The 16247-nt window shown below is 35.3% G+C and carries 16 protein-coding genes; 8 read left to right on the plus strand and 8 right to left on the minus strand.

Annotated features, from left to right (window positions below):
• The first annotated feature begins 191 nt into the window (after positions 1-191).
• The 7 genes from nadC (at position 192) to BLW20_RS04610 (ending at position 7107) form a co-directional block, all read left to right on the plus strand.
• Positions 192-1052 carry a carboxylating nicotinate-nucleotide diphosphorylase gene (nadC, locus tag BLW20_RS04580; RefSeq protein ID WP_091096833.1) on the plus strand — a complete coding sequence of 287 codons (861 nt, stop codon included), beginning with the start codon at positions 192-194 and terminating at the stop codon, positions 1050-1052.
• 69 nt (positions 1053-1121) lie between these two features.
• A complete protein-coding gene (locus tag BLW20_RS04585; protein WP_091096962.1) occupies positions 1122-1988 on the plus strand; it encodes a YihY/virulence factor BrkB family protein in 867 nt (288 codons plus the stop codon).
• A complete protein-coding gene (locus tag BLW20_RS04590) occupies positions 1985-2410 on the plus strand; it encodes a DUF2147 domain-containing protein (RefSeq protein WP_091096835.1) in 426 nt (141 codons plus the stop codon). The genes BLW20_RS04585 and BLW20_RS04590 overlap by 4 nt, the downstream gene beginning before the upstream one ends.
• A gap of 136 nt (positions 2411-2546) precedes the next feature.
• Positions 2547-4481 carry a DNA mismatch repair endonuclease MutL gene (gene mutL, locus BLW20_RS04595; protein WP_091096837.1) on the plus strand — a complete coding sequence of 645 codons (1935 nt, stop codon included), beginning with the start codon at positions 2547-2549 and terminating at the stop codon, positions 4479-4481.
• Complete coding sequence (locus BLW20_RS04600) at positions 4482-5240, plus strand: rhomboid family intramembrane serine protease (protein WP_091096838.1); 759 nt, start codon at positions 4482-4484, stop codon at positions 5238-5240.
• Positions 5241-5264: 24 nt separating this feature from the next.
• A complete protein-coding gene (locus BLW20_RS04605; RefSeq protein ID WP_091096841.1) occupies positions 5265-6056 on the plus strand; it encodes a rhomboid family intramembrane serine protease in 792 nt (263 codons plus the stop codon).
• A gap of 4 nt (positions 6057-6060) precedes the next feature.
• Entirely contained in the window at positions 6061-7107 is a 1047-nt protein-coding gene (locus tag BLW20_RS04610) for an endonuclease/exonuclease/phosphatase family protein (protein WP_091096843.1), read from the plus strand.
• A 22-nt stretch (positions 7108-7129) separates the two neighbouring features.
• On the opposite strand, the gene BLW20_RS04615 is transcribed toward BLW20_RS04610, so the two are convergent.
• The 7 genes from BLW20_RS04615 to BLW20_RS04645 form a co-directional block, all read right to left on the minus strand.
• Positions 7130-7588 (minus strand): lipocalin family protein, encoded by a 459-nt coding sequence (locus BLW20_RS04615; RefSeq protein ID WP_091096845.1) that lies wholly within the window; start codon positions 7586-7588, stop codon positions 7130-7132.
• Positions 7589-7683: 95 nt separating this feature from the next.
• Positions 7684-8301, minus strand: a complete 618-nt coding sequence (locus BLW20_RS04620; RefSeq protein ID WP_091096847.1) for a WbqC family protein — start codon at positions 8299-8301, stop codon at positions 7684-7686.
• A complete protein-coding gene (lepB, locus tag BLW20_RS04625) occupies positions 8301-9881 on the minus strand; it encodes a signal peptidase I (RefSeq protein ID WP_091096850.1) in 1581 nt (526 codons plus the stop codon). The genes BLW20_RS04620 and lepB overlap by 1 nt, the downstream gene beginning before the upstream one ends.
• A gap of 40 nt (positions 9882-9921) precedes the next feature.
• Positions 9922-10623 (minus strand): 4-hydroxy-tetrahydrodipicolinate reductase, encoded by a 702-nt coding sequence (gene dapB, locus BLW20_RS04630; protein WP_091096852.1) that lies wholly within the window; start codon positions 10621-10623, stop codon positions 9922-9924.
• Positions 10624-10627: 4 nt separating this feature from the next.
• Positions 10628-11194, minus strand: a complete 567-nt coding sequence (locus BLW20_RS04635) for a DUF5683 domain-containing protein (protein WP_091096854.1) — start codon at positions 11192-11194, stop codon at positions 10628-10630.
• Positions 11194-12096, minus strand: coding sequence for a ParB/RepB/Spo0J family partition protein (locus BLW20_RS04640; protein ID WP_091096856.1), 903 nt, complete (start codon positions 12094-12096; stop codon positions 11194-11196). The genes BLW20_RS04635 and BLW20_RS04640 overlap by 1 nt, the downstream gene beginning before the upstream one ends.
• A gap of 1 nt (position 12097) precedes the next feature.
• The gene (locus tag BLW20_RS04645; protein WP_091096872.1) at positions 12098-12868 is read right to left on the minus strand and encodes a ParA family protein; all 771 of its coding nucleotides are present in this window, start codon (positions 12866-12868) and stop codon (positions 12098-12100) included.
• A gap of 286 nt (positions 12869-13154) precedes the next feature.
• Between BLW20_RS04645 and BLW20_RS04650 the strand changes: the two genes are divergently transcribed.
• On the plus strand, positions 13155-14006 hold the full coding sequence (locus BLW20_RS04650) for a phosphatase PAP2 family protein (RefSeq protein WP_177165029.1): 852 nt from the start codon (positions 13155-13157) through the stop codon (positions 14004-14006).
• Between the two features lie 92 nt (positions 14007-14098).
• Here BLW20_RS04650 and BLW20_RS04655 read toward each other — a convergent pair whose 3' ends face one another.
• Positions 14099-16213 (minus strand): peptidylprolyl isomerase, encoded by a 2115-nt coding sequence (locus BLW20_RS04655; RefSeq protein WP_091096876.1) that lies wholly within the window; start codon positions 16211-16213, stop codon positions 14099-14101.
• Positions 16214-16247 lie beyond the last annotated feature (34 nt).

Here is a 16247-nt window from a genome sequence, read left to right on the forward strand (position 1 = left end):
AAACAATTACATATTTATCTGACGCTTCTACAATTCTATTTTCATATTTTTCATTGTTTCCCTGAGCAAACCCAGATAAACTAAAAAGACAAATACTTAAAATTTTTAATGTTGATTTCATAAGCTAATAAATGATTTAATTGTTTCAAAAATACCAAAAAATTGTACTTTAGCACTAAAGTATAAAAATAATGATATCACAAGAACAATTTAATAAAGAACTACAATTAATTATAGAAAATGCCATTCGAGAAGATGTGGGCGATGGCGATCACAGCTCGTTAGCCTGTATTCCTACAGACGCCATGGGAAAAGCAAAGTTGTTAGTGAAAGATGAAGGTATTCTTGCCGGAGTTGATTTTGCCAAAATGGTTTTTAATTACGTGGATCCCGAAATGCAGGTTGAAGTTCTTATAAATGATGGAACTTCTGTAAAATATGGCGATATTGCTTTTTACGTAACCGGAAAATCGCAATCAATCTTAAAAGCTGAACGCGTGGTTTTAAATGCTATGCAGCGAATGAGTGCTATTGCTACTAAAACAAAATATTTTGTTGATTTAATTGCCGGAACCCAAGCAAAAGTATTAGATACCCGCAAAACCACGCCCGGAATCCGTGCTATTGAAAAATGGGCGGTTAAAATTGGTGGTGGCGAAAATCACCGGTTCGCGTTATACGATATGATTATGCTGAAAGACAATCATATTGATTTTGCAGGGGGAATCAGTCAGGCAATTAGTAAAACGAAAGAATATCTGAAAGCGAACAACAAGGATTTAAAAATTGTGGTTGAAGCACGCGATTTAAACGAAATAGAAGAAATTCTTAAAAATGATGGTGTTTATCAGATTTTAATTGATAACTTTAATTATGAAGATACCAAAACAGCCGTTGCAATGATCAATGGCAAGTGTTTTGCAGAATCTTCGGGAAACATTAACGAAGAAACCATTCGCAGATATGCAGAATGTGGTGTCGATTTTATTTCAAGTGGCGCACTGACACATTCGGTTTACAATATGGATTTAAGTTTAAAAGCTGTTTTATAAAACATTTTGGGCAAAAAAAGGTTTAAAATAACAAAACTGCCGGTTATAGGCAAACTGATTAAGTTTTCTATGCGGACAAAACTTCCCGGATTAGAAGGCTTAACATTGTATCAGTTACTCCGTATTTATATTGCCGGTATTGTGGAAGGGGCTTTAAATTACAAGGCGGGCTCTATTGCCTTTACCTTTTTTATGGCGTTGTTTCCGTTTGCGTTATTCTTGTTAAACTTAATTCCTTATATCCCTATAGATAATTTTCAGGAGAGTTTTTTGTTGTTCGTAGAAGAAAACGTACCGCCGAATACGTATGATGCCATTGAGTTGATTTTGATTGATATTATAAACAATTCATACCGCAGTTTATTGTCAACCGGGGTCATTATGTCGGTCATTTTTATGGCAAACGGCGTAAATGCAATCATCAACGGATTTCAGTCTTCGGCACATTTAAGCATTTCGCGGAATTTTTTCAGACAATATCTTATAGCAATTGTTTTATCAGTATTACTAAGTGTCATGCTGGTTATTTCGGTAGCGGTTTATTTATCAGTTGAGGTATTGATGCATTTTTCAGAATATCCGTATCTGGCTGATATCGGCAGAAACATTTTTGTTGTTTTAATGATTCTCTTAACAGTTTCCATTCTCTATAAATTCGGAACCAAAGAAACCAAACACCTTTCTTTTATTTCTTACGGTTCTGTTTTTACTACTGTTTTAATGTCGTTAACATCTGTTGCTTTTGGGTTTTATGTGTCAAAATTTGCAAAATATAATGAACTGTACGGATCAATTGGTACACTTTTGGTTATAATGATTTATATTTGGATAAACTGTATGATTTTACTTTTAGGATTTGAACTAAATGCTGCGATTTATACAGCCAAAAGAAAAAATTCTTATATTAGTAACAGTAAAACAAGAAATAGCGTATGAAAAATGTAATTGTAGTTTTTGCACTATCAGTCATTGCCTCATTAGGATTGCAGGCACAAACGGTAACAGGCAAATGGAAAACCATTGACGACGAAACGGGTAAACCCAAATCAATTGTAGAAATAACCGAAGACAACGGGAAAATCTATGGTAAGGTAATTGAAATTTTAACCGATAAAAAAGATGCTAAATGTGACAAATGTCCGGGAGCCGATAAAGGAAAACCCATTAAAGGTTTAACCATTATCAAAGGATTAAAAAAAGACGGCTCTGAATATTCCGGCGGAACCATTACGGATCCCGGTTCTGGTAAAGAGTACAAATGTGCTTTGAAATTAGACGGAGCAGACAAGTTAAATGTCCGTGGATATATAGGCATTCAAGCATTAGGACGCACACAAACATGGATTCGGGTAAAATAATGTACTAACGAAAAACACTTTTAATCAATGAAAGTGTTTTTTTGTTTTCTTTAACTTTTGTAATCCCAATACAGCATATAATCCCGCATAAAAATTGTACTTTTGTAAATCATTATAAAAACGAAAAAACAATTACATGTCAAGTGTTATACGCTTATTGCCCGATCACGTTGCCAACCAAATTGCTGCCGGAGAGGTGGTTCAAAGACCGGCTTCGGTGGTTAAAGAATTACTCGAAAACGCTGTTGATGCCGGTGCAACTTCTATAAAACTGGTTGTAAAAGATGCCGGTAAAACACTTATTCAGGTAACCGATAACGGTAAAGGTATGAACGAAGTAGATGCACGTATGTGTTTTGAACGTCATGCTACTTCTAAAATTTCCTTGGCAGAAGATTTGTTTCAGTTGCAGACCAAAGGGTTTCGTGGCGAAGCTTTGGCATCTATTGCAGCAATTGCCCATGTGGAGCTAAAAACCAAAGAACACGAAAATCAGTTGGGTACGCATGTAATTATTGAAGGCAGCAAAGTGGTTTCGCAAGAAGTTGCTGTGGTACCTGACGGAACATCTTTCTTAGTAAAAAATCTGTTTTTTAATATTCCCGCACGCAGAAATTTCCTGAAATCTGATCAGGTAGAATTGCGCCATGTGATCGATGAGTTCGAGCGTGTGGCTTTGGCACATAACGATATTCAGTTTACGTTTATTCACAATGGAGCCGAACTGTTTAATTTGCCCGTGTCAAATATCCGTCAGCGTATTGTAAACGTTTTTGGCGGAAAAACCAATGAAAAATTAGTTCCTGTACAAGAAACAACCGAAATTGTTGAAATTTACGGCTTTGTGGCAAAACCTGAATTTGCCAAAAAAAGCAGAGGTGAACAGTTTTTTTTCGTGAACGATCGTTTTATTAAAAGCGGTTACCTGCACCATGCGGTAACGGCTGCCTTTGAAGGTTTGCTGAAAGACGGCACACATCCCAGTTATTTTTTGTATTTGAATCTGCCACCGAATAGTATCGATATCAACATCCATCCCACAAAAACCGAAATAAAATTTGATGATGAACAGGCATTATACGCAATCTTGCGGGCTACCATTAAACATAGTTTAGGACAGTTCAATGTGGCACCGGTTTTAGATTTTCAAAAAGACAGCGATTTAGATGTTCCGTACAGTTATGAAGGTACCAAATCGGTAGAACCAACGGTTGCCGTTGATCCTTTTTTTAATCCGTTTGACAGTATGAAACCGGGGAGTAGTTTAGCCGGTCAAATGGACTCCGGATTTAATCCATTTGAAAATGTAAAGCCTAAAATGTCTTCGGGTGGATTTTCAGGCGGAAAGCCGTTTCAGGATAAAAAGCAGCACAAACCGGGGGGGTGGGAAACATTGTACGAAGGTATTTCAGATGCTAAGGAAATTATTTTAACATCGGCAAATCATCAGTTTGACGAAGAAGAAATTACAGGTTCACTGTTTGATGATGAAACATCGCAGACAGCCAATTACCAGCAATCGTATCAGTTTCAAAAGAAATACATCATCAGTCCCATAAAATCGGGAATGATTATTATTGATCAACGCAGAGCACATCAGCGTATTTTGTACGAACACTATATTAAATCGTTCACTGTAAAACAAAATTCAAGTCAGCAATTGTTGTTTCCCCTGTCTTTGTATTACACCGTTTACGAAATGGAATTGTTACGCAGTATTGAGCAGCAACTCATTCAAATGGGCTTTTTATTTCAGGAAATTTCTAACGAAAAAATTGTAATTTTAGGCATTCCGGTTTCTGTTTCAGAAAGCGAGGTTTCTATTGTATTAGAAGATCTTTTGAATGATTTACAAGACGGTGTGCCAAACGATGTAGATGTGGTACACGACCGAATTGCAAAATCGCTGGCACAGAGTTTGGCGGTGAAAACCGGAACGTATCTAACCGATAAGGAACAAGAAAATATTGTAAACAGTTTGTTTGGATGCGAAGATCCGCAAACATCGCCTTTTGGCAAAACTACTTTTATAACGATGAAAGTAGAAGATATTGATAAAAAATTTATGTAAATGAATCAGATTACTCCTGTTGTAAAACAATTGTTGATTGTTAACGTAATAATATTTTTAGCGGCGTACTTTTTTGTGCCAATGTTGAATGTTTATTTTCCATTGTACTACATCGAAAATCCAAATTTTAAAATTTGGCAGCCAATTACACACATGTTTATGCATGGTGGTATTATGCATATTTTGTTTAATATGTTTGCTTTGTACTCTTTTGGGTCGGTTTTAGAACAAATATGGGGAGGTAAAAAGTTTATATTGTTCTATATTTTATGTGGATTGGGAGCTGCGGTTCTTTATGCCGCTGTTAATTATTGGCAATTTCACTCAACTTATGATGTTCTGCTTACAAATGGATTTAAAACGGATGATATTTTAAATCTAATTTCCCAAAATAGATATGATAATAGATGGTTGTCTTACGTTTCTACAGACGATATTCGTTCTATGTCAGGTTCTTATTTTTCAAGAGCAGTTGGAGCTTCTGGAGCAATTTACGGTTTATTAATTGCATTCGCTTTTATGTTTCCAAATGCAGGTTTAGCATTACTGTTTATTCCTGTACCTGTGAAGGCTAAATATTTTGTTCCTGCAATCCTTCTGTATGATTTATTATCGGGTTTAAATGGAAGTTCGATTTTTGGTTTTGGAGGAGGAGTAGCCCATTTTGCACATATTGGCGGAGCTATTGTAGGGTTTTTACTGATGTGGATGTGGAAGAAAAAACAATTTGACCAATTCCGTTGGGATAAACGCAACTAATAGGTAACGTAATTAAAAATAACCATGAAATCGTTTGAAATTAAAAATATAACTACAGAAATTAAATTGATTGCTGCTATCAGTATCATCAGTTTATTTATTATGTTGTTTGGAAAATATAATGAAGATTGTTATCGAATGGTATTGGAACAACTGGCATTATTCAGCGATTTTAAAATTTTTAATTTTCGTATCTGGCAGTTTTTTACGTATAGCTTTTTGCATAGTGGCGTACTGCATTTACTGCTCAATATGGTTATGCTGTATTTTTTCAGTCAGTTGTTTTTTACGTTTTTTAATTACAAGCAATTCTTAAAAGCTTATTTTTCAGGCGGAATTGCAGCTGGTATTTTCTATTTTTTGATTTCTAATTTGGTAGGATTTCAAAGTTTTGTAATAGGAGCATCGGGTGCCGTAATGGCAGTGTTTTTTACGGTAGTGGGATACCGCCCCAATATGCGGGTACAACTGATAATTTTTGGAAACATTGCAATATATTACATTGCCCTTGCGTTTTTATGTTTTGATTTGTTCCAGTTGTTTTTTGATAATGCAGGCGGACATTTAGCACATATTGGCGGAAGTATTTTCGGTTTTTGTTACGGAAAATGGCTGGGCGGATTTTCACTAAAAACGGTAAAAAAAGCAAAAGCCAAAAGCCATTTAAAAACAGTTCATAAGATTAATCAAACCAAAAATAAAACAGATAATAACACTGTTCAAAAGCAAATAGATGTTATCTTAGACAAAATAAGCAAATCGGGATACGACAGCTTAACGCAAGAGGAAAAAGAATTTTTGTTTAAGCAAAAATAAATGTATGAAAAAACTGAATTGGTTTAATAAACTTGCCTTTTTTTTAAATATAGTGTTAGTAACTCTAACATTAATGGGCTATTTATTACCATCAATGGCACCCAAGCTTTTTCCTTTCTTATCCGTTTTAACCCTTATTTTACCCACGCTTTTAATATTGAATCTGGTCTTTGTTGTTTATTGGGCACTTCAGTTTAAACGACAAGCACTTCTGTCGATTATTGTATTTTTAATCGGATATACGTTTTTTGCCAAATTCTATAAATTCACTTCAAAAAACGAAGAACCCTTTGAAACCGATTTTACCGTTTTAAGTTACAATGTGCGGTTGTTTAATTTATTTGAATGGATGCCTGACGAGAATGTTGCCGAAAACATTAAACTATTTATTGAAAAACAAAATCCGGATATTATCTGTTTTCAGGAATTTTCAAAATCGGCTGATTATAAACTGGACGATTACAAATTCAGACACATCATCATGCACGGCAACAAGATAAAAACCGGACAGGCAATTTACTCTAAATTCCGAATTATTGATCAGGGAGAAATAGCCTTGCCAAGTTCTGATAACAATGTGGTTTATGCCGATATTGTAAAAAACAAGGATACCATTCGCGTGTACAGCATTCATTTACAGTCGGTAAATATCAGTCCGGATATTAATGAAATAGATGAACGTAAATCTAAACGTATTTTTAACCGTTTAAGCGAAGCTTTTAAAGTGCAACAATTGCAATCTGAACTAATTCAGGAGCACATGAAAGATTTCAAAGGGCACAAAATTATTTGTGGTGATATGAATAATACGGCTTTTTCGTATGTTTATAAAAATATCGTAGGTAATATGAACGATGCTTTTGTTGAAGCAGGAAAAGGTTTCGGACAAACGTATAACTATAAATATTACCCGGCACGCATCGATTATATTTTAGTTGACAATATATTTGAGGTAAAAGAATTTAAAACCTTTAACGATTTCAAAAATTCAGACCATTTTCCCATTATGGCACGATTGAATTTTAATAGAGATAAAAAAAAGGATAACTAAAATGCTATCCTTTTTTATCAATTTATTTTTTTAAGTAGTAAAAAACTTCAAAACCGTAATCTTCTGGTCGGTCACCGCCATCAGAAATTAGTTTCAGTTTTATATCTGTAGCATTGATAGATACTATTTCACCTTCTAAAAGGTAACCATCTTCATCAACTAAAGAAACCATTTTGCTTGTTGATTCATAAGTCCATGTACCTGGAAAATTAGATGTAGCACAATCTTCTTCATCATGATAAACTTCATCTTTTAAACCACCGGTTTTTATGTCGAAATAATCATACTCACAGCCTTCAGTACTTAAATTACCAGATTGAACCAATTCCCCATCCTGATATACTTCTCCTGTAACCATATCCCATTTACCAACTAAAAGTGTTGATGTATTGTCAACTGGTTGTGGTTCTGGTTTGTCGTCATCTCCACAACTAACTAAAGATAAAGACAATAATGCTGAGAAAAGTATTAATTTTTTCATAAATAAATGTTATTAAATTTTTAGTAAAGATAGTCTTATAAAATTAGATAAGCAACAACAATAAAAAAAGAGGTTTCAATTTGAAATCTCTTTTTTTATTTTATTAAAGTTTGTTCTTTCAGATAATCAACTGCATGCCTACCTTCGTTAAAAAGCAAATCTAAAATACTTAAATTATTTAAATAACCGTGTTTGTCGTCAAAAACCTGGGTGTACGATTCAAAAGTGTTTGGGTCTTTTTTGCCGTTTGCCAAATGTCTGAAATCGGTTTGCTGAACTTCTCTAAAGAACTCTTCGGTTTTTGTGTACGGAATTTTTATTCCTAAACAATCGGTTACAATTTCGTGGATTTGAAAGTTCAAATCCATTAAAAAAATATGTTTTTTTTCAAAAACCGGACGAATATCATCTTCAAAAAATTCAAAATAAGGTGATGTTCTGTAAGCGGCTTCTAACGATTTAAAATGTTGTTTTTGCCAGTTAAAATCGTTTTCAATCTTAATATCGCGGTATTTTTGGTGTATTTGTTCCTTATTGTGTTTAACGGGTATGTTTAACAACTGCAAACCGTTTGCACTATAAATGTACATACGGTTGCGGTTGGTTTGTTTCTGAAAATTATCATCTGTTTCAAATACTACCGAGTTGGCTTGCAACATGGCTACAAAATGACTTACAGACGGAAAATAGGTTGGATGTATTAAAAGATCCATTAATAATTATATTTTTTTGCTTTGCGTTTTTTTACGAAACTATACACTGCCCAACCTGCTAAAAGAATCACGAAATAGATAAAGAAGCTGTGCGGTTTTCCTGTTCCGTGTACTGTTGTAAACAGGCGTTCCCAACGAATTTTATCAATTAATTTACTCATTGGCACATTTGGATCCATACTCATCCAGATAAATACGGGTTTGCCCACAATGTGATCAGCAGGTACAAAACCCCAGTAACGACTGTCTTCTGAACGGTGACGGTTATCACCCATCATATAGTAATAATCTTGCTGAATGGTATAAGATGTTGCCGGTTGATTGTTTATATAGATAGAACCATCGCTTTTAACTTCCAGCTTATTGTGTTCGTAATCGGTAATGATGGCTTTGTAAAAAGGGAGTGTTTCCTCGTTTAACTGAACCACTTCGCCCTTTGCCGGAATATGGATAGGTCCTAAATTATCTAAATTCCAAGGTTTTGTGTGTGGGAATATAGCAAGCATCCCTTTTCTGTATGGATGGAATTCAGTGCCTTCTGAAATATTTCTTTTTATATCTTTTACATGAGAAAGTTGCTTCAACTTATTGACGTTTTCTTCTGTCAATGCGTAAAAATAATAGATTTCGGTTCTCATTTGTTGGAATCCTTCAGTAATACCTAAATCTCTATACAGAAAGTTAATATCTAAGGGGGTACCATCTGTAGTTACTGTATAAGAATACTGAATTTTTGCACGATCACCTAAATCTAACACTTGATTGTTGATATAAACAACACCGTCTTTTATTTGTAAGTTATCTCCCGGAAGACCAACGGTTCTTTTTACATAGTTTGATTTTTTGTCTAATGGTTTGTCCGCTCTTCTTCCCGAACGGTCAAAAAACTGATAAACGGTATCTGCAGGCCAGTTAAATACCATAATGTCATTATGAGCAGGTTTTTCAAACCCGGGCAAACGCATTTCGGGTATCTGCGGAAATTTGCTGTACGATTTTACTTTTGCTAAAGGAATGGTATCGTGCACCATTGGGAAAGCTATGGCTGTTTGTGGAACACGAGCTCCGTAATTTACTTTGCTGACAAATAAAAAGTCGCCTACCAATAGTGTTTTCTCCAGTGACGAAGTAGGAATGGTAAAGGGCTGTATAAAAAAAGTATGGATAATGGTTGCAACAACCACTGCAAATAAAATAGAACTTACAGTTTCGCCTCCTTCGGTTTTAGCTTTTAAGCTGCGGTTGGGTATATGTGTAACATTCTCGAAATAATTTACATAATACACATAAAAACCTAAAGTTACCACACCCAAAATAGTGTCGGTAGTAGAGTTTTTACCAAAACTGCGCAAGGTTTCTACCCAAACAACCGGAAACATAATTAAATTTACAATGGGAATAAAAAGTAAAATTACCCACCATCTTGGTCGGTTGATAATTTGCATTAAAACTACTGCGTTGTAAACCGGTACTGCGGCTTCCCAAGCTTTTCTCCCTGCTTTAATGTATAATTTCCAAGTACCCAAAAAATGAATTACCTGAACGGCAAGGAAAAAAATAAACCATTGTTTAAATGTCATGACCTAATATTTTTTAACGAATGTAATTTTTTTTGATTAATTAACCTAAATTCAAAACATCTTTCATACTAAAAATGCCTTTTTTGCCTTTGATCCATTCGGCAGCGACTACGGCGCCCAAAGCAAACCCCTGACGGGAAAAGGCTGTGTGTTTGATTTCAATTTCATCTACAGCCGATTTATAAAACACGCTGTGCGTGCCCGGAACGTCTTCTATTCGTTTGGCATCAATGTGGATTTGGTTTTCAGAAGGATTCTCCAGGGTCCAATTGGTATAATCAGTTGCGGCGATGATTCCGTCTGCTAAAGAAATGGCTGTTCCGCTGGGAGCGTCTAACTTTTGAGTATGATGGATTTCTTCCATAGAAACATTGTACTCTTTGATATTTGCCATTAATTTTGCCAAATAAGCATTTAGCTCAAAAAACAGATTTACACCCACGCTAAAGTTTGATCCATATAAAAAAGCCCCATTTTTCTCATTGCATAAAACCACCATTTCATCATATTGTTCCAGCCAGCCAGTTGTGCCTGAAACCACCGGAATGTTGTAGTTAAAACAAGTGCTGATATTTTCTGTGGCAGCTGTCGGTATGCTGAAATCTATGGCAACATCGGCATTTTCTAAACCATTGAAATCATTTTCTTCGGTTTTTTTCAGAACAATTTCGTGACCACGTTCTAAGGCAATTTTTTCAATTTCTTTGCCCATTTTTCCGTAACCAAGTAAAGCTATTTTCATAAAATTAAAATCTGTAACTAACGTTTAAATTAAGGTGATTTTGGTTGATCACCGGATTGTATTCTAAAGTGGGTTTAAACGAAAGATCTTCATCTACGTTAAACTGCTGTAAATGTGCGTCAACATTGGCATCAACAATATTTAAGATATAAATACCAATGGTAATAAAAAGCGATAAATCGCGGTTTCGCTGGGCATTTCGTTGTACGGTTATTAACTGATCTTTCGTGTATCGCCCTACTTTCGGATTATCGGTTTGATCAATTCCCCGCAAACGCAATTTGTATTCATTGCGGGCACGGTTGTATGCTTTTTGGTTGTCTATATAAAAATACAGACTGGTGCCCATTCCGCCATAAACCAACGGAATTTTCCAGTAACTTCTGTTATAAAATTGTCCCAATCCCGGTAAAACAGCTGAATAAAACGCTGCTTTTGACGGCGATAAAGGATCTGTTGCCCGGGCATATTGTTCTAACTGTTTCGGCAAAGCAATTTTTAAAGAATCGGTTTGTGCCTGCAAACTTCCGAAAAACAGACAAAAAACAATGATATAGAATTTAGAAAACACTATTTGCTTAACAATTTAATAATACGCTCTAAATCTTCGGCAGAGTGAAACGGAACATTGATTTTTCCTTTTCCGTTTGCAGCAATCTTCACATCAACTTTAGCACCAAAGAAATCGGTAAAAATCTTTTGCTGTGCGTTAGAAATGGTATAAGTCATTTTTTTCTTTGCAGCCGGATTGTTCTGGTTTAGCAAACCTTCCTGGTAGGCTTTTACCAAAGCTTCGGTTTCGCGTACCGATAAATTTTCCTTGATGATTTTGTGATAAATATCGGTTTGTGCATCGTGATCTTCAATATTGATGATGGCACGACCATGACCCATAGAGATAAATCCGTCACGGATACCGCTTTGAATAATCGGATCTAAACGCAATAAACGCAAATAATTGGTAATGGTTGAACGTTTTTTACCTACACGATCGCTCATTTGCTCCTGAGTTAACTGGATTTCATCAATTAAGCGTTGGTACGACATCGCAATTTCAATGGGATCCAGATCGTGACGCTGAATGTTTTCAACCAATGCCATTACCAAAGAATCATTGTCGTTTGCAATGCGGATGTATGCAGGAACAGTTTTTAAACCGGCTAATTTAGAAGCACGTAAACGCCGTTCGCCCGAAATTAATTCGTATTGATTAAAATCGATCTTGCGAACAGTAATAGGTTGAATAACGCCTAATTCTTTGATAGAAGTTGCTAATTCTTTTAATGCTTCTTCGTTAAAATTGGTTCGCGGTTGAAACGGATTCACTTTAATGGTATCCAGTTCCAGTTCAATAATGTTGCCAACAACTTTATCGGCATTGGTATCTTCAACCGATTTTATATCGTTTGCCGGATCTTTTAAAAGTGCCGATAACCCACGACCTAACGCTTGTTTTTTTACTGCTTTTGCCATTTTAGTTGTTGCTGTTTTTTTGAATAATTTCCTGAGCCAGACTCAAATAATTGCTTGCACCTTTACTTGCCGCATCGTAATTAATGATGCTTTCACCAAATGACGGAGCTTCGCTTAACTTTACATTACGTTGAATAACGGTTTCAAAAACCATATCGTTAAAATGCTTTTGAACTTCGTCAACCACCTGGTTTGACAAACGCAAACGGGAATCATACATTGTTAAAAGCAATCCTTCAATATCTAAATTAGGGTTATGGATTTTTTGAACACTTTTAATGGTGTTCAACAATTTACCTAAACCTTCTAATGCGAAATATTCGCATTGAATAGGAATAACCACCGAATCGGCAGCTGTTAACGCATTTAAAGTCAGTAATCCCAACGATGGCGCACAGTCTATTATGATATAATCGTATTGGTCTTTCACCGAAGCCAATGCTTGTTTCAGCATATATTCGCGGTTTTCTTTATCTACCAATTCAATTTCTATAGCTACCAAATCAATATGTGCCGGAATTAAATCAACATTTGGAGCAGAACATTCCAATGCGGCATCTTGTGGTGTAACAGTGTGTTCTAAAATTTGATAGGTTCCCGCTTCAACACTTTCAACATCAATTCCCAATCCCGAAGTGGCATTTGCTTGCGGATCGGCATCAATCAGTAATACTTTTTTTTCTAATGCACCTAACGATGCCGCTAAATTAACAGATGTGGTGGTTTTTCCAACACCACCTTTTTGATTCGCGATAGCAATGATTTTACCCATTTTTTCTTTACAAAAATTTGAAGTGTAAAAATACAATTAATTATCTTAACTAAAAATGCTTATTTTATTTTATCATTTCTTTTAGAAAACATTTTGGTTAAGTTTTTGGTATGGTGTTTAAATTCAACATACATCGGGCACTAAAATAAATTTCTGTACGTTAATTTTAATGAAAATACCGCCGATGGTTTTTATGTAATAGGTATTTTTGCGGAATATTATGTTTATAAGAATGAATATTAAAAAACAAACTTGTTTATTTTTTTTGTTTATTGCTGTTAAATCAATGGCTCAAACCGATTCGTTACGTATTAAAACCGATTCAATTCAACAACCGGTTGAAGATATTTTATCTACTGATGTAATGATTGATAGTGTGGTTCAGCCTGTTAAAAATAAAGATGTTGTGCGTATAGTTGATGCATTTGCTTATACAATGACATCGCCTGTTCGATGGGAAAAAGATGATTGGCTGACGGCGGGCGGAGTAATTGGCGGAACAATGCTTTTATCTTTAGCAGACAAACCGGTATATGATTTGATGAATAACAATCGTTCCCGATTTTTTGATAATTTGGGTGAATTTGGTTATCACAATGGTAAACCTTACGCCGCAGCGATAGTTGCAGGTGGTTTTTACGCTACGGGTTGGATTATTAACGATGAATGGACAAAAGAAACGGCAGCCATTCTAACATCGGCTTATTTAACATCGGGTGTTTTACAAAGTTCCTTAAAAAAAATAGTGGGGCGGGCAAGACCCAGCGAAGGCATAGGGAATTATGAGTTTCATCCGTTTAAAAATGATCCGGGATTCAGTTCTTTTCCATCAGGACACTCACAAATTGCTTTTGTAACGGCAATGGTTCTTGCAGAACGGGTAGATAAAACCTGGTTAAAAGCAGTCTTTTATACCGGTGCAGCTGTTACTATTGCAAGCAGAATGTATGCCAATGCCCACTGGATTACCGATGTTACTTTTGGAAGCGTGTTAGGATATTTTTGTACTAAAACGGTAATTAAACGTTTTGAACAAAATAAATACGGCAAGACTTTTTCAGGTTATACTCATAAAAATAAAATCAAATGGCAAATCATTCCATCTTATAATGGAGTAGGAGTGATTGGTACGTTTTGATGGGGAGATTTTTGAGGGTAAATAATATATTTAAGTACATAAAAAAATCCGTTCTTTTGGAACGGATTTTTAATGGTAATTTCACTTGTATATTATTGTAGTACCTTGTGACGGTTATCTTTGATATCGGCATTTTGATACATGGCACTGTAAATTAAGTTTTGTACCATTTGGCGGTTGTTTGTTCCTACTTTTTGTTTGTAAGTTAAGTAATTTGGTAAATCAACTGCTTTGGTGATGTTTTTGGTTTTAACCATATACACACCGTTACGGCCGTTGATTAATTTAGATGTTTCGTTAATTTTTCTTCCTAAAGCGTTACCAACAACTAAAGGCTCTTGGAAACCGTTTACCATTGGGTTTGCACCTGTTACATCAATAGCATTTACGATTCCGACTTTTGCGTTTTCAGAAACTTCTTCTAAGGTGTTTCCTGCCATTTGCTTGCGGATGATTTCTGCTTTTTTCTCATTCATTAAAATAGGTTCAACTACTGAACGGGCATCTTCTGCATCCATTAATTCTGTATCGTTGATGTTTACTAATTTTACAACTAAATAACCATCTGCTGAATCGAATTTTTTAACATCGCCCACTTTCGTTTTGCTGTTAGATGCCCAACGAATAGCATCGGTATGTGAACCTTCAACACCTATTAATTGTTCATCAAAAGGATTGATTTTTGTAGCCGGGAAAGAAGTTAAACCTTGAGCGGTTGCTTCTTTAGCGAAATCTTTTCCACTTTCAACATTTTCTAAGAACTTGTTAGCTTGTGAATAAATCTGATCCTGTGTTTTTGTAGATGATTCTATTTTTTTAGCGATTGTTGCTAACTGAACACCTTCTTTTTCGTTTATTTTATCAACTTTTAAAACGTGGAAACCAAAATCTGATTCTACAATTCCTAATTTACCTATCGGGTTGTTAAAGATGTATTGGTCAAACGTTGGAACCATTTGTCCTTTTTGAATATTTGGATATTTTCCTCCGGTTGCTTTTGAACCAGAATCATTAGTGTTTTCTGTAGCTAATGCAGCAAAATCTGCACCACTTTGGGCTTGTTTTAATAAAGCTTCTGCTTTGGCTTTTGCCTCTTCTTTTGTTAAAGAAACAGTGGCGTCAGCTCTCATAGCTCCTTTATAAGCAATTAAAATATGCGATGCATCAACGGTTTCTGTAGTATTCTTTTTAGCGATTACTTTAGATACGGCATAATAATCGTTAAATACGTATGGTCCGTAAATTGATCCTATTGGTTCATTGAACAATTTTTCAGCGTGTTCAGCAGGTAATTGTTCTTTTGCGTAGTAAGTTGAATCAAACGGAACGTCAGAATTTAAATTAACAAATTCTCTAACATCTGTTGCTTTTGTAAATCCTGAAATAGTATCATTTTTATTGGTAGTTTGGTTAAAAATTACCGATGGTTTCAATAAATCCTCCACTAATTGTTTTGCTTGTGCTTCGTCTTCTTTAGAAGGTTTGTTGGCAACAAAAACATATTCTACCTTGCGGGAAGGAGTGGTCTTAAATTGTTTTGCGTGTTTCTTAACATACGAATTAATTTCGTCATCGGTTACTTTTACCTGATCGTCATTCACTGTATTGAAAGGAACGGTAACGTAATCAAAAGATACTTTTGTAGCCTCGTTTTTGTAAGCTATTTTAGCTTCTGCCGTAGTGGTTACAATAGCACCTTTGATCATATTCATATACATTTGTTCTTTAGCGAAATCGCCTAACTGATCTTCGTAAGCCAACCAAGCGTTCCATTGCTGTGCGCCTGCGGCTTTCATTTGTGCTAAAAAGGTATTGAATTTGTTGATGTCAAATTGTCCGGCATCATTTAAGAACTGTGGGTTTTGAGAAAAACTTGGGTGTGTTTTAATAACATTTATCAATTGATCTTTTCCTAAACGCAAGCCGGCTTTGTCTAACTGTTCGTTAAACAAAATGGTACGCACTTCGCTAGTCCATACCTGATTGTATAGTTGTGCACCTTTGCCCTGACCGCTTTGTTCAAGGTTGTTGATTTTATTTGTGTAATCGGCTGCTGAAATTGCAGTACCGTTAACTTCACCAACGTTACGCGAAGTGAAATTGATGCCTCCGCTTAATAAATCTCCAGCGATAAATGCTAGTAAACAAAATCCGATTACACCAATAAGTAATCCCGATTTCTCTCTAATTTTCTGTAAAACTGCCATTTTATATTATGTGAAATTCTTTCAAGGAGCGAAA

The sequence above is a fragment of the Paenimyroides marinum genome (assembly GCF_900108395.1).
GTDB lineage: Bacteria > Bacteroidota > Bacteroidia > Flavobacteriales > Flavobacteriaceae > Flavobacterium > Flavobacterium marinum.

Coding starts and splice junctions, on each gene's coding strand:
- BLW20_RS04600 (WP_091096838.1), top strand. CDS start 4,482: ATGAATCAGATTACTCCTGTTGTAAAACAATTGTTGATTGTTAACGTA.
- BLW20_RS04590 (WP_091096835.1), top strand. CDS start 1,985: ATGAAAAATGTAATTGTAGTTTTTGCACTATCAGTCATTGCCTCATTA.
- dapB (WP_091096852.1), bottom strand. CDS start 10,623: ATGAAAATAGCTTTACTTGGTTACGGAAAAATGGGCAAAGAAATTGAA.
- nadC (WP_091096833.1), top strand. CDS start 192: ATGATATCACAAGAACAATTTAATAAAGAACTACAATTAATTATAGAA.
- BLW20_RS04615 (WP_091096845.1), bottom strand. CDS start 7,588: ATGAAAAAATTAATACTTTTCTCAGCATTATTGTCTTTATCTTTAGTT.
- lepB (WP_091096850.1), bottom strand. CDS start 9,881: ATGACATTTAAACAATGGTTTATTTTTTTCCTTGCCGTTCAGGTAATT.
- BLW20_RS04650 (WP_177165029.1), top strand. CDS start 13,155: ATGGCTCAAACCGATTCGTTACGTATTAAAACCGATTCAATTCAACAA.
- BLW20_RS04640 (WP_091096856.1), bottom strand. CDS start 12,096: ATGGCAAAAGCAGTAAAAAAACAAGCGTTAGGTCGTGGGTTATCGGCA.
- BLW20_RS04610 (WP_091096843.1), top strand. CDS start 6,061: ATGAAAAAACTGAATTGGTTTAATAAACTTGCCTTTTTTTTAAATATA.
- BLW20_RS04605 (WP_091096841.1), top strand. CDS start 5,265: ATGAAATCGTTTGAAATTAAAAATATAACTACAGAAATTAAATTGATT.
- BLW20_RS04585 (WP_091096962.1), top strand. CDS start 1,122: ATGCGGACAAAACTTCCCGGATTAGAAGGCTTAACATTGTATCAGTTA.
- BLW20_RS04645 (WP_091096872.1), bottom strand. CDS start 12,868: ATGGGTAAAATCATTGCTATCGCGAATCAAAAAGGTGGTGTTGGAAAA.
- mutL (WP_091096837.1), top strand. CDS start 2,547: ATGTCAAGTGTTATACGCTTATTGCCCGATCACGTTGCCAACCAAATT.
- BLW20_RS04655 (WP_091096876.1), bottom strand. CDS start 16,213: ATGGCAGTTTTACAGAAAATTAGAGAGAAATCGGGATTACTTATTGGT.
- BLW20_RS04620 (WP_091096847.1), bottom strand. CDS start 8,301: ATGGATCTTTTAATACATCCAACCTATTTTCCGTCTGTAAGTCATTTT.